Origin of the sequence: Aurantibrevibacter litoralis, from assembly GCF_034651555.1 — a bacterium.
In the GTDB taxonomy this organism is placed as follows: domain Bacteria; phylum Bacteroidota; class Bacteroidia; order Flavobacteriales; family Flavobacteriaceae; genus Aurantibrevibacter; species Aurantibrevibacter litoralis.
The window spans coordinates 204,572-219,030 of sequence record NZ_JAYEEQ010000004.1; the positions used below are offsets into that span (position 1 = coordinate 204,572).

Consider the following 14,459-nt stretch of genomic DNA (forward strand, 5'->3'; position numbering starts at 1 on the left):
CCAATAAAATCAAAGGAAAGAAACGAAATTATAAACGGGCATCCATGGTATAAAAAAAGCACCCCTAGAGATGCTTTTAAAGTCGTTCAAAACTTTACCGGCCATTAAAATAACCGAATGCAAGATAATGAAAATAGACCTGGTATATATATTTCAAAGGAAATAAATAATTTGAAACTTAGTGACGGTTTAAAAATATTATTAGCTGTAATTGCCTATTATGAAACGAAAGGAAATTGTTTTGCAGGGGATGAACATTTCAGTTTTGTTTTAGATAGGTCTATTGCTACTATCCAAAAAAGACTAATAGAACTTGAGGATTTAGGATTGATTAGGAGAACTAAAATTTATATTGAAACTAAAGTGATCAAAAGGCAAATTACCACTACACTACTCAATTATGAGTATAAAGATACTCGAAATCGAGTATCTCAACTACTCGAAATCGAGTATCATAATAAAGAAACTAATAAAGAATTAAATAATAGAGAGAGTACGCTCGCTTATGATTTTTTAAAATTGAAATGTCCAAAAAGATTAGACCCTTGGGAAAGAAAATATAAACCTAAAATAGAAAACTTTGAAAAGTTTATTGCGGATTATAATGATCTGGTAGTTATAGAAAAGATAGAGTGCCACCCGGACGATTTATTTAAGTTTTTAACCAGCTGGGCTTTTGGATGGATAAAAAATCAACCGAAATACCGTTGACAATCTATGAATTGATAGGGGCATAGGCATTAAAACACCTCAACAAATCATTAGTAAACATCGCTACTTAGTGAGCATTTTACTCGCAGTAAAAATATGAAAGGGGGGGGTTAGTTTGGTTTAGATGGTACTATACAAAGTAAGTATTAACAGTTTTCGACATAATGTCGAATAGTAAAAGTATAGCGTTTCCACTTATGGTGAGAGTGAAATTAAGAGTATTTATGCTACAATGGATCTTTGGGTTATCCTAGTGATGAAACCCCCTGTAAAGCTCGACACAATGTCGAACCGGAATATAAAACGATAATAGGTTTCCACTATAAAGGCAAAACCCCTAATATTTAATTTTAAAATAGATGAACTAATTAAAAATGCTAGCAAGGGGATGAATTTTGTTTAACAGACTTTTGAGACTAACCCCGTTAACAAAAACCTGAAAACGTCTGGTGCATCCAAATAGCTAACCTCTTTCCAAAGTGGCCTATTTGGATGCTTGCTTTATTACATTATCCAAAGTTTTGAAAAATGTTACCCCCAAACGTTACCCCCAAATATACGAAAACCCCCGTAAAAAGGGGGTTTTTTGTGGTGCCTCCAGGGATCGAACCAGGGACACATGGATTTTCAGTCCATTGCTCTACCATCTGAGCTAAGGCACCAGCCTGTTAAGCGGCTGCAAATATAATTTCAAATTTAGGATATACAAACAAAAACAAGAAAAAAGGCAATTGTTTTTTTTCAATTTTACATCTTTGCAGGATGAATCTTGTTGTAGACGCCGGAAACTCCTTTGTAAAACTCGCTGTGTTTACCTTAGAGGGCACTATTGTACATTCAGAAAATGGAACCATAGCCGATTTTAACCAAGCCATCCGAGGTATTTTTGCGAAGTACCAAAAAATTAAACACGCCATAATTTCCAATGTAGGTGGGTTACACAAAAACCACATTAATATAGTTGCTGTTTTTTGCGCTGTGCACGAATTGGGAACAACCACTAAAGTACCCTTTAAAAATTCTTATGCTTCGCCCCAAACTCTTGGTGTAGATAGAATAGCTCTGGCCACTGCCGCTTTTTGCAATTTTCCCAACAGGAACACTTTAGTAATCGATGCGGGTACTTGCATTACCTATGATATGGTTAACGATGCTGGCGAATATCTGGGCGGCGCTATTTCTCCGGGAATCGCTATGCGCTACAAGGCCTTACATCAGCACACTGCAAAATTACCGCTTTTAGAGACCTCCGAGATTTTAGATTTTATTGGAAATTCTACAGAAAATAGTATTCATAGTGGTGTTATTAATGGCGTCTGCATGGAAATTGATGGTGTTATAAATCAATATCGATCTCGGTTTTTACATTTAACAGTTATTTTAACAGGCGGCGATGCGCAATTTTTGTCGAAACGATTAAAAAATACCATATTTGCCAATTCTAAATTTCTCCTAGAGGGATTAAACTTTTTGCTGGAATACAATAAACGCTAAATGATTCGAAAATTTATAGTTGGAATGATGTGCTTTGCGGCTTTTGGTATGCAAGCTCAGGACGGTACCGTTTCCCCTTTTTCATTTTTTGGCATCGGAGATTCCCGCATTAACGGCACGGTAGAAAACCAAATGATGGGTGGGCTCAGCATGTATGGCGACAGTATTCATTTGAACCTTTTAAACCCGGCGGCCTATAGCAAGTTACGCCTAACCGTATATACAGGTGCTATTTCGCGCAATGAATTTACCTTAAAGGATTTTACAACCGAAGAGAAAGCTTCTGTAACCAATGTTGATTATTTGGCGGTTGGACTTCCTTTGGGAAAGGGTTTTGGGGCAGGTTTTGGGGTAATGCCTATATCTTCTGTGGGGTACAATATTTTGTCGGAAAGCGTTAACGCTAATGACGCAGCTGTTACCAATGTGTTTTCTGGCAGTGGTGGTCTCAACCGGGTTTTTATTTCCGTAGGGTACGAAATTTTACCCAATCTACGCCTCGGAGTTACGGTAAATCATGATTTTGGCACCTTAAAAAGCGAACGCATACAAAGTGTAGAAAATGTACAATTTGGAACTATAGATCGTAGAGAATCTAGAGTAAATGGCTTCGATTTTAATTATGCCTTAAACTATGAACAGGCCTTAAAAAAGAACTATACCCTATACTCCTCCTTAATTGTAAATACACAGGCCAATCTGGTTTCCGACAATATCCAAAGAATTGGATCTTTCTCCACAACTACCGGAACAGACATAGAAGTGCTTGAGGTAGATTTAGAACGGCAAGGTCTTAAACGAAGTGAAGTAAAAATTCCGACAACAGCTACGCTGGGTCTAGGAATTGGGATAGATAAAAAATGGTTTGTGGGTGCCGAATACAGTTTTCAGGAATTAAATAAATTTAATAATGAATTTATCCGCGTAGATAATGTAGGTTATAATAACGCCAATTCTATAGCCGTTGGCGGCTTCTATGTGCCAGATTATACGTCGTTTACAAGCTACTATAAACGAGTGACCTACCGGGCCGGATTTAAGTATTCGCAAACCGGGATGACTATAAACAACGAGGAAATAGATAATATTGGCATAACTTTTGGGTTAAGCTTACCATTAGGAGGCGGATTTTCCAATGTAAATCTTGGTTTTGAAATTGGAAAAAGAGGTACAACCGATGCCAATTTAATAGAGGAAAATTATTTTAAATTAAATTTAGGAATTTCATTAAATGATAAATGGTTCTTAAAAAGGAAAATAAATTAATCAAAATTTAGTACATTAACCACTTTAAAAATTTAATTAAAATGAAAAAGCAACTTTACTTTACGTCGTTGGCGATTTTAGGGTTTGTTGGCCTAAGTAATGCGCAAGCTCAAAATCCGGAGTGTAACACCAATCTTTCCATATATTCAGAGCATGTAAAGGTTAAAAATTATGATGCTGCCTACACGCCCTGGAAAATGGTTTATGATAATTGCCCTTCCCTAAACTGGGCTAACTTTTTATATGGAGAGCGTATCCTTAAAGATAAAATTGAAAAAGCATCTGGGGCCGAGAAAGAAGGCTACATAAAGGATTTACTCGCCCTTTGGGACAATAGTTTGGTACACTTTCCTGCCAAGGCAAAAAAGGGAGATGTTTCAGTGAACAAGATTTTACTGCAATACGACAATAAGATGTTGGCCGATGAAGCACTTTATGGAAAATTAGACGAAGCATTTAAAGAAGATCGTGAAAACTTTACAAGCCCAAAGGCATTGTATCTTTATTTTTCCACTTTAGTAGACCTTAATACAGCCGGAAAAAAAGAGGTAGATGAAGTTTTTGTGGTGTATGACAACGTAAGTGAAAAAATTGATGAAGAAAACAATAAGTTAACCGACGTGGTAAATAAGCTATTACCAAAAGAAGACGCCGGAACGTTGACCGCCAAAGAAAAGAGTCAATTACGATCGGCCAATAGTTACTCTGAAAATTATGGTAAAATTTCAGAAAGCATCGATTCTAAGTTAGGGGCATTGGCTAATTGTGAAAACCTAATACCTCTATACGAAAAAAGTTTTGAGGAAAAAAAGGGCGATGTTACCTGGGTAAAGCGCGCTGTAGGCCGAATGTTTAGTAAAGAATGTACAGACGACCCCTTATTTAGAAAACTATTTGAAGCCCAATTGGCTTTAGAGCCTTCCGCAGATGCCTATGTGTATGGAGGAACACTTAAAAATAAATCGGGCGATAAGAATGGTGCTATTGCAGATTTCAACAAGGCCGTAGAGCTAGAAACAGATAACAAAAAGAAATCGAACCTCTTATACAAAGTTGCTACTATTTACAGAAATAGCTCCAAATCTACCGCAAGAAGTTACGCTCAAAAGGCAATTGATGCAAACCCCAGTAACGGAAGAGCCTATTTGTTGATTGCAAATCTCATCGCCGGTAGTGCTAATGATTGCGGAAGCACCACTTTTGAAAAGAGAGCCATCTATTGGAAAGCGGCAGAAATGGCACGAAGAGCCGGAAGAGTAGATCCTGCGTTAAGTTCAAGGGCGTCTCAAACAGCGGTAAGTTATGAGGCGAAAGCCCCATCAAAATCCGATATATTTGAAGCCGGCATGGCAGGAAAAACAGTAAGTTTCAGTTGTTGGGTTGGTGGTAGTGTTGCCGTGCCCAATCTCTAAAATGAAAACTAAAAGAAAATCTAAAGAAATTCGCATTGCCGTAGTTTGCACTATGGCAATGTTTTTTTTAGCGTGCGCAGATACTTATGAACGTGTGGGACACGAAGCACAAAAAAATGTATTTCCACAAGGTGTTGCGCATAATTTTGTATTAACCTATACAGAAACACCGGAAAATACAACTAATGATGAACCCCTAGAATCTAAGGTAGTGGCAGTACTGTCTAGCCCCATAAGCGAAGACTTCGACAATCTTTCCTTTCAATATCGCACTTTCCCTAAGGGCCTACAGTTAGAATTTTACGATGCAGACAACAACAAAAGTATAGTTACATCCGATTATGGCATTATTTATTCTGCTACAAATTTGGTAGATTTACAAGGAAATGTGGTTATGGAAAGTCATGACGGTAAAAAACTGGAAGCACCACAAATATATTGGGACAGAACCAATCAGTGGGTTTTTACCCAACATACCTTTACCTATACCAATCCGGAAGACGGATCTATCATGGACGGTGAAGGAATGGACTTTAAACAAGACTTTAGTTTTTTTAGTGCTCATAAAACATATGGTTTAATGATGATTAAAGAAGAATCCAATGATTAAAATTTTACGATATACCGAATACCTCTACTTGGTAATTGCCGTCATTTCGTTTTACAAATTATTCGAACTGTGGAACACAGATAGAGACAAGAGCTATATGTTCGTTTTTTTTGCCTTGGTATCCCTAGGAATGTTTCTCTTTCGAAGAAATTATCGAAAGAAATTTGAACAACGCAAACGCGATAATAACTGATTTTGTTAAGCCCGCTAGTCGTTATTGTCATGGCATTGGTTTGCTCTGCCTTCTTTTCCGGAATGGAGATCGCCTTTATTTCGGCCAACCGAATTTATTTGGAGATTGAAAAAAAACAAGACGGTCTTTTGGCGAAGGTGTTGACTAAACTTACCAGAAAACCGTCGAAGTTTATTGCTACCATGCTCATTGGCAATAATATTGCTCTAGTAATCTACGGCTTTTTTATGGGCGATGTGCTTATGGAGTGGTTTGCAAGCTTTCAGCCGTTTACAAATCCCTTTATTCAATTAGTGTTTACCGAGTTTAGTTTAGTACTGCAAACCCTACTTTCTACCCTTGTCATTCTTTTGACTGCTGAATTTTTGCCTAAGGTTATTTTTCAAATTTATGCTAATAGCCTGTTAAAAGTGTTTGCCGTACCGGCATATCTATGTTTAATTAGTTTTTCAGTAATTTCAGAATTTGTCATTTGGATATCCGATTTTATTCTCAGAGTTTTTCTAAAGACCAAAGGCGATCAAGTGCAATTTGCCTTTAGCAAAATAGAATTGGGCGATTATATTTCCGAACAAATGGAAGCCGTAGAAAAGGAAGATCAGTTAGATTCTGAAATTCAAATTTTTCAAAATGCCCTCGAGTTCTCTGAAGTAAAAGCCAGAGAAGTGATGATTCCCAGAACGGAAATTACCGCTGTAGAACTGCATGAAACCCCTAAAACATTACTCAAATTATTTGTGGAAACAGGATATTCCAAAATTTTGGTGTACAAAGACACCATAGACAATATCATAGGCTATGTACACTCTTATGAACTTTTTAAAAAACCCAAAACCCTAAAAAGCGTGTTGATGCCTGTGGAGTTTGTTCCCGAAACTATGCTAATACACGAGATTTTGAACATACTAACCCGAAAGCGAAAAAGCATTGCGGTTGTACTTGATGAATACGGCGGAACCTCCGGAATAATGACGATTGAAGATATTGTAGAAGAACTCTTTGGCGAAATTGAAGACGAACACGATTCTGTAGATTTGCTTGAAGAACAAATCAGCGAGAATTTCTTTAAATTTTCGGCGCGATTAGAAGTAGATTATCTTAACGAAACCTATAAATTAGAACTTCCTGAAAGTGACGAATACGAGACCTTAGGCGGATTTATAGTAAATGAAACCGGTGAAATACCCGCACAAAATGAAGAAATTAAAATCGCTAATTTCCTGTTTACCATTCTAGAAGTATCAAACACTAAGATAGATGTAGTGAGTCTTCAAGTGCTAGAAAAAGAATAGCAGCAGCATTCCGCAGTATAGCACGCTTTTAGTTTTATTATTTCAAAGAAAATGGTATTTTCGCCAACTCATTTTAAATGTTGCTTATATGGCTATCTTAGAGAATATTAGAAAAAGAACCACAATATTAATTTTAATTATTGGATTGGCTCTTTTTGCATTTGTAATATCCGGTGTTTTTAGTGCCGATGGCTTATCTGGCGCAAAGGTAGGTTCTACCGTTGGCGAAATTAATGGCGATGAACTGTCTATAGAAGATTTTAGACTACAAGTAGAATCGGCATCACGAAGAACAGGACCTACTGCTTCTTCTTTGCAAGTCGTAAATCAAGTTTGGGAAAATGAAGTACGACGAACCATTTTAGGACAACAATTTGATGATTTAGGGATTGATGTGGGACCCGATCAAATCATCAACTTTATAAAAACCATTCCCTCCTATGGTCAAAATCCGCAATTTCTTAATGACAATGGTGTTTTTGATGAAAACCTATTCAAAGAGTTTATTGCCAATTTACGGATAAATAACCCGGATCAATATCGCTTTTGGTTACAAGACGAAAAGGCCATCATTCAAAGCGCCAAAGAACAATTATACTTTAATCTTATTAAATCTGGTATCGGAGCTACCCTTCAGGAAGGTGAGTTAGATTATAAGTTGGCCAACGATAAAGTAGATATTCAATTTGTACATATCCCTTATAGTACTATTCCGGATAGTACCATTACGGTAGGAAAAAAAGAAATTCAGAATTATATCGATGCGCACAAGGAAGAATTTAAACAAGCACCTGCAAGAGATATTCAGTTTGTTTACTTTGAAGAAAAAGCCTCTGTCGAGGATGAAGAAGCCGTTAAGAAAGCTATCGAGGAGCTGCTAGAAGATACGGTGGAATACAATGAACAAAAGGAAGGATATGATACCATTGCAGGTTTAAAAAATACCAAGGACATAGCCGATTTTATTGATCGTAATTCCGATATAAAATTTGACAGTATATACAAAGCTAAAAAAGACCTTCTCCCTACCCGACTTGCAGATACCTTGGCGGCATTGGCGGTTGGTGAACTATACGGCCCTTTTAGAGATGGTATTTATTTTAAAGTAGTTAAGAAAGTGGCTGCAAAGACAAACGCTTCTGTGAAGGCGAGTCACATCCTTATCACCTATGAAGGTGCAGAAAGAGCCAATCCCAACGTAACAAGAACCAAAGAAGAAGCAGTACAAAAAGCCAATGACTTGCTGAAAGAAGCCTTGAAAAAGGAAACCGTATTTGCCGAATTGGCACGCGATAATTCAGATGGCCCATCGGCGCCACAAGGTGGAGATTTGGGCTATTTTCAGGAAGGTGTTATGACCCCAAAATTTAATGATTTTGCCTTTTCAAATCCTGTAGGCCATATTGGCATGGTAGAAACCGAGTTTGGCTATCACGTGATTAAAATTGATGATAAACAAGATGTGTATCAATTGGCTACATTAGCACGGGAAGTAGATCCTTCTGAGGCCACTTCCAATAAACTCTTTGAAGATGCTACAAAGTTTGAAATGGAAGGTATAGCAGCAACCAAATCATTTACTGAATTAGCCAAAGAAAAAGAATACACCGTACGGCCGGTAAACAAAATAGGAGCAATGGATGAGAATTTGCCCGGGTTAGGATCGCAACGTGCTATAGTGCAATGGGCCTTTAACGATGATACAAAACTTGGAGCCATAAAGCGATTTAACATTAGCAGTGGATATGTAGTGGTTCAGTTGGCGGCCAAATACAATGAAGGATTAATGTCTGTGGAAGATGCCTCTGTAAGCGTATTGCCTAAAATTAGAAAAGAAAGAAAGGCAGCACAGATTATTAACGCCAATAAAGGAAAGTCGCTTGAAGCTTTAGCAAAGGACAATAATGTATCTGTGTCCACGGCCTCAGCATTAACCGTTAAGGCACCTACTATTCCGGGAGCCGGCAGGGAACCTTTGGTGGTAGGAACTGCTTTAGCTTTAGGTGAAGGAAAAACATCGGACTTAATTGAAGGGGAATCCGGTGTGTTTTTAGTCTCAGTTACCAAAAAACAAGAGGCTTCGAAACTTGACAATTATGCCACCTATGCCAATGCCTTACGTGCTTCGGAATCCTTAAAAGTTCCGATCTCCGTATACAATACCTTAAAAGAGGCGGCCACTATTGAAGACAAAAGAGCCATGTTTTACTAGGCAACTTTACGATACATAGAAACCTAAAGTCCTTCCGTACCGAAGGACTTTTTTTTGTGCATACATACTAAAGCCTACTGTTTAACTTTAATGTACTATAAGTTTAAATGAGATGAAATATGTATCAATTTGTAACAACACTAATGCCCATTGCATTTCAAATTTCTATTCAGGGTTTATAACACCATTGCGCTGTAAGGTATAATGGTATCGTAACCTTTGCTTTTAAAATAAGTCGGTGTAGTGTCATCGCCAACTGCCAGAACAAAATCGCCTCCCCATGCACCGAGGCTTTTTATGGCTCCAGGATAATCCGGGAAAAGAATTTTCTTAACGGGTTCTTTTCTAAGAATATGCGAGACTACTTTTTCGTGCTCCGTAATAAGCAATTCAAAATCAGAAACTTTTTTACAGGAAGCAAATGCACGTGTAAGCTCTGAAATTGTACTTATGGCAGTCGCTTTATCAAAAACTAAATTCTTATAGCTTACAATGCTTGCGGCACTATTTTGTTTTTGGTTGAGGTGCACAAAATAGAGCTTATTTTTAAAAGAAGGATTAAATGCCACCTTAGTAACAGTGGGCATCGTGTTGTCTAAGGCATATAAAATGGGGTGATTGTATTGCGCACTTGCAATGTCATATCCACTACCCCCAAGGGTATTCCAAAGCAGTTCATAGGGATTCACCTGTGCCCATTGCGCTAAATTATAAAGTAAGGTAGAAGAGGATCCTAAACCCCAATCTCGCGAAAATGTAAGTTTGGTGCTTACATTGTATCCTTTTTTTCCGTCTAAAACCTGCGGATTTAAGGTACGGACTCCCTCTAATATGCGCAACAGGGTTTCCGCTGTTCTTTTTGCCTCTAAACTAGTCGTTGGCAATACAATTTGGTTTGCCCTTTCGCCCCACATTTTTAAATCTAATTTCCATTGAAACCAAACCGCTCCGCGTACGTCAATACTTTTCCAAAACAGTACCGGGGCATCCATCGTTTCAACCTCTAAAAACTGTCCGTATTTGGTAGGCAAGGCCAAACTTAAGGCTCCGTCTAAAACCAGATATTCGCCACTTAGCAATACTTTACCGTTGCTGTAGTAGGATTTTGTCATTGCCGATTTCTTAGGTTTTGAAAGGCATCTACAACGGCATTGTGTGTAGCTGCATGTTTTTTAAAATAAGTTGTAAGTGCATCCTTTTCTTCTTCGGTGGCACCTAATTGATTTAGAATATTAAGCAAGTGCATTTTCATATGGCCTTGTTGTATTCCCGTAGTTATTAAGGAACGAATCGCTGCAAAATTTTGAGCCAAGCCCGCAACCGCTACAATTTGCATCAATTCTTTGGCGGACGGATTTTGTAAGATGGTTAGGGCAAGCTTTACCAGCGGATGCAAATTAGTTAATCCGCCCACGGTGCCCAAGGCTAGAGGAATATCCATCCAAAAGACAAACTCATCCCCTTCAATGCGGGCTTTGGATAAACTGGTATAGGTTCCATCCTTTGCGGCAAAGGCATGCACGCCTGCCTCAATAGCCCTAAAATCATTTCCCGTAGCAAGTACCACCGCATCTACACCATTCATAATACCCTTGTTATGGGTTACCGCTCTATGCGGTTCTACTTGGGCGATGGTTACGGCTCTAACAAATTTAGTTGCAAATTCTCTAGGGGCTATATCGGGATCCTCATTCAACGATTCAATAGGACAGCGTACCTCTGCGCGTACTAAACAATCCGGCACATAGTTAGAAAGAATACTCATTACGATTTCTATCTGCCGTTCTTTTTCTGTAAATTCTATGTGCTCTAATGCCGCTCCTTTCAGCGTTGTCGCAAATTGTTCTAAGCAGGAATTGATGAAATTGGCACCCATTGCATCCAAAGTCTCAAAAGTGCAGTGCAATTGGTAATAATTAGCTAACAGCTTGGTTTTATTACGTAATCTAATAGCCGTAATACCTCCCCCGCGGTTGTTCATGTTTTTGGTTATTGGCAGGGCATCCGAAATTAGTTTGTCTCGTATAGATTCAATAAACGCCTCTAATTTCTTGGGGTCGCCTGTGTATATAAAATGTACCTGCCCTATTTTTTCAGTACCTATAATCGTTGTTTTAAATCCGCCTCGATGCAGCCAAAATTTAGCAGCCTTACTAGCAGCAGCCACCACCGAACTTTCCTCAATAGCCATAGGGATGGCATAGAGTTGGTCGTTAATAAGAAAATTAGGGGCAATACCAAAAGGCAAGTAGTAGTTTGCGAGGGTATTTTCTATAAATTCGTCGTGCAGTTTTTGCAACGTGGCATCCGGATGATTGTATTGTGCAAGTATTTGTTTAGTGGTGGCACTGTCATTGGTGTACTGCCGGGCAATCCAATCTATTTTTTCTTCTTTAGAACGTTTAGAGAATCCCTCAATCGGAGTGGTCATACCTACTTTTTTAGAATGCCCAAAGATACGGATATTGGCAAGAAAGACTAAGATATACTTCCCAAGGAATAAGAACAGGAGATTCCGCTAAAATTTTACGGTCAAAGAATGCTATTTCCCTATTTTATTAGTAAACTTGTTATATTTAAAACATTTTGCACACTTTTATGATCCGGATTATTTTAAGTTGTGTTGCTGTAGGTTGTCTTTGCCTATCGGCTCCCGCACAAGGAAAACAGATAACTTTAGAAGAAATTTATGGCGGTGCGTATAGAACAGAGGGTTTAGAAGCACTTCGTTCCTTGCAAAACGGCTTGGAATACACTGTATTGAATTACGACAGAACCACTAGAAATAGTAGCATTGACAAATACGATTATCGAACCTTAGAAAAGGTGGAAACCCTATTTTCTGCAGCCGATGTACAGGAAATTCCTAATTTTAGTGGGTATGAGTTTAGTAACGATGAATCTAAGATTTTGTTGGCCACCGAGGTGGAATCCATATATAGGCGGTCTACCCTTGGCGTCTATTATGTCTATACTATAGACTCAAAAGAAATTGTACAGGTGGCTCCTACAAAAATTCAGGAACCCGCTTTTTCGCCCAACGGTACTAAAGTGGCTTATGTGGCGCATAACAACCTTTTTGTTTACGATGTGCCTACCAACACCACCACTCAGCTCACTACCGATGGCCTAAAGAACAAAATAATTAATGGGGTTACCGATTGGGTGTATGAAGAAGAATTTGCATTTGTAAGGGCGTTTGAGTGGAATTCTAATGGGACTAAAATCGCTTTTCTCCGTTTTGATGAAACTTTGGTTCCGGAATTCTCTATGGACGTTTACGGCGACGAACTGTACCCTAAGCAACATGTTTTTAAATACCCGAAAGCCGGAGAAGCCAATGCCGAAGTTTCTTTACATATTTATGATCTTGGTACCGGAAAAATCGATGCCATAGATTTAGGCAGCCCCTATTATATTCCGCGCATTAAATGGATGCAGCACCCCCATTACCTCAGCGTACAAACACTTAATCGTCATCAAAACAGCCTCAAATTACACGCGGTAAATACGGCAGATCGTTCGGTTTCTCTTTTACTGGAGGAACAAGATAAGGCCTATGTAGATGTTACAAACGATCTTACTTTTTTAAACGATGATCGGTTTATTTGGACCAGTGAACGAGATGGGTATAAACACCTCTATCTCTATAATGCCAAAGGAAAACTGCTGCACCAAGTAACCAAAGGAAACTGGGAGGTAACAAAGTATTACGGATACGATGAAAAGAAGGATAAGGTATATTATCAGTCCGTTGAAAATGGCACAATTAATCGCGAGGTTTTTAGCATCCAGAGTAATGGCAAAAACAAGAAAAAATTATCAGAAAAAACAGGCACCAATGATGCTAGCTTTAGTGCAACTTATGCGTATTTTATCAATACGTTTTCTAGTGATACAACCCCACCCGAATATACCCTTTACGCCACAAGTACCAGGAATAAAATAAAAGACATCAAAGATAATAAGGCATTATTAAATAAATTAAAGGACTATAATTTAAGTCACAAAGTGTTTTCTACCATAACCATTAATGGGAACGACTTAAATATGTGGATGATAAAACCCAAAGATTTTGATCCTTCTAAGAAATACCCATTACTCATGTTTCAATACAGTGGTCCCGGCTCACAGCAGGTAGCCAACCGGTGGATGGGAGTTAATGATTATTGGCATCAAATACTTGCCGCAGAAGGATACATCATTGCGTGTGTTGATGGTCGTGGTACTGGGTTTAAAGGAAGTGATTTTAAAAAATCAACCTATCTAAATTTGGTAAAATACGAAACTGAAGATCAAATTGCGGCGGCCAAAGCTCTAAGCGACCTTCCGTATATTGATGAAAAAAGAACCGGTATTTGGGGCTGGAGCTTTGGCGGACATATGGCCACAAATTGTATTTTAAAGGGAAATGATGTTTTTGAAACTGCCATTGCCGTAGCACCAGTAACCAGTTGGCGATTTTATGATACCATATATACAGAACGCTTTATGAGAACGCCTCAGGAAAATGCAGCTGGGTATGACAACGAATCTCCTTTTAATTATCCTGAGTTACTGAAAGGAAATTTTCTTTTGGTGCATGGTTCGGGAGACGATAATGTGCATGTGCAGAATTCGATGCGAATGATTGAAGCCTTAGTACAGGCCAACAAACCATTTGATTGGGCCATTTATCCCGATAAAAACCATGGCATTTATGGGGGTAATACTCGTTTGCACCTCTTTGCCAAAATGACTCAATTTATTAAAGAAAAATTATAAACCTATTCCTAAGAAAATATGACAAACACACTAAAGGAAGCACATCAAAAAGAACTCTTTGGACATCCGGTAGGTCTATTTATTTTATTTTTTACAGAAATGTGGGAACGCTTTTCTTATTACGGAATGCGCGCATTGTTTGTCCTTTTTTTGGTATCCGAAACCACGTCGAATAATCCGGGATTTGGATGGACCAATAACGAGGCTCTAGCACTGTACGGGTGGTACACCATGTTGGTCTATATGTCTTCCATTCCGGGAGGCTGGATAGCAGATCGGCTTCTTGGGCAAAAGAAAACGGTAATGCTTGGAGGTGCTTTGCTTTGTATTGGGCATTCTGTGTTAGCCTTTAATTCGGTAGCTACATTTTACGCAGGATGTTTGTTTATTATTTTAGGAGTGGGTTGCTTAAAACCTAATATATCCTCTATAATTACCCCCATCCTTAGGACAATAAATCTTTAAAAATAAGTTTTATGATGGTGTTGAAAGAGGGGGGTCCGGG

At 38.4% G+C, this 14,459-nt stretch carries 11 protein-coding genes, 1 tRNA gene and 1 pseudogene; 10 read left to right on the forward strand and 3 right to left on the reverse strand.

Going from position 1 to position 14,459, the window contains the following annotated elements; translation table 11 throughout:
- Positions 1-117 precede the first annotated feature (117 nt).
- Positions 118-711 carry a hypothetical protein gene (locus U1E44_RS05775; protein WP_322930105.1) on the forward strand — a complete coding sequence of 198 codons (594 nt, stop codon included), beginning with the start codon at positions 118-120 and terminating at the stop codon, positions 709-711.
- Between the two features lie 589 nt (positions 712-1,300).
- On the opposite strand, the gene U1E44_RS05780 is transcribed toward U1E44_RS05775, so the two are convergent.
- A tRNA-Phe gene (locus U1E44_RS05780) sits at positions 1,301-1,373 on the reverse strand.
- Between the two features lie 100 nt (positions 1,374-1,473).
- Between U1E44_RS05780 and U1E44_RS05785 the strand changes: the two genes are divergently transcribed.
- The 7 genes from U1E44_RS05785 (at position 1,474) to U1E44_RS05815 (ending at position 9,190) form a co-directional block, all read left to right on the forward strand.
- The gene (locus tag U1E44_RS05785) at positions 1,474-2,205 is read left to right on the forward strand and encodes a type III pantothenate kinase (RefSeq protein WP_322930106.1); all 732 of its coding nucleotides are present in this window, start codon (positions 1,474-1,476) and stop codon (positions 2,203-2,205) included.
- Complete coding sequence (locus tag U1E44_RS05790) at positions 2,206-3,471, forward strand: hypothetical protein (RefSeq protein ID WP_322930107.1); 1,266 nt, start codon at positions 2,206-2,208, stop codon at positions 3,469-3,471. It begins immediately after the preceding gene.
- Between the two features lie 41 nt (positions 3,472-3,512).
- Entirely contained in the window at positions 3,513-4,883 is a 1,371-nt protein-coding gene (locus U1E44_RS05795) for a tetratricopeptide repeat protein (protein WP_322930108.1), read from the forward strand.
- Position 4,884: 1 nt separating this feature from the next.
- Positions 4,885-5,493 carry an LPS export ABC transporter periplasmic protein LptC gene (lptC, locus tag U1E44_RS05800; protein WP_322930109.1) on the forward strand — a complete coding sequence of 203 codons (609 nt, stop codon included), beginning with the start codon at positions 4,885-4,887 and terminating at the stop codon, positions 5,491-5,493.
- Positions 5,486-5,686 carry a hypothetical protein gene (locus tag U1E44_RS05805; RefSeq protein ID WP_322930110.1) on the forward strand — a complete coding sequence of 67 codons (201 nt, stop codon included), beginning with the start codon at positions 5,486-5,488 and terminating at the stop codon, positions 5,684-5,686. The genes lptC and U1E44_RS05805 overlap by 8 nt, the downstream gene beginning before the upstream one ends.
- Positions 5,687-5,715: 29 nt before the next feature.
- Entirely contained in the window at positions 5,716-6,978 is a 1,263-nt protein-coding gene (locus U1E44_RS05810; RefSeq protein ID WP_322930111.1) for a hemolysin family protein, read from the forward strand.
- 88 nt (positions 6,979-7,066) lie between these two features.
- The gene (locus U1E44_RS05815; protein WP_322930112.1) at positions 7,067-9,190 is read left to right on the forward strand and encodes a peptidylprolyl isomerase; all 2,124 of its coding nucleotides are present in this window, start codon (positions 7,067-7,069) and stop codon (positions 9,188-9,190) included.
- A 176-nt stretch (positions 9,191-9,366) separates the two neighbouring features.
- Here U1E44_RS05815 and U1E44_RS05820 read toward each other — a convergent pair whose 3' ends face one another.
- On the reverse strand, positions 9,367-10,302 hold the full coding sequence (locus U1E44_RS05820) for a GYDIA family GHMP kinase (protein WP_322930113.1): 936 nt from the start codon (positions 10,300-10,302) through the stop codon (positions 9,367-9,369).
- Positions 10,299-11,621: a hydroxymethylglutaryl-CoA reductase, degradative gene (locus tag U1E44_RS05825; protein WP_322930114.1), complete on the reverse strand. Its 1,323-nt coding sequence runs from the start codon at positions 11,619-11,621 to the stop codon at positions 10,299-10,301. The genes U1E44_RS05820 and U1E44_RS05825 overlap by 4 nt, the downstream gene beginning before the upstream one ends.
- Positions 11,622-11,788: 167 nt before the next feature.
- Between U1E44_RS05825 and U1E44_RS05830 the strand changes: the two genes are divergently transcribed.
- Both U1E44_RS05830 and U1E44_RS05835 read left to right on the forward strand, forming a co-directional pair.
- The gene (locus U1E44_RS05830) at positions 11,789-13,954 is read left to right on the forward strand and encodes a S9 family peptidase (RefSeq protein ID WP_322930115.1); all 2,166 of its coding nucleotides are present in this window, start codon (positions 11,789-11,791) and stop codon (positions 13,952-13,954) included.
- Positions 13,955-13,972: 18 nt separating this feature from the next.
- Positions 13,973-14,389, forward strand: a pseudogene (locus U1E44_RS05835) (oligopeptide:H+ symporter); the annotation flags it as partial.
- Positions 14,390-14,459: the final 70 nt, after the last annotated feature.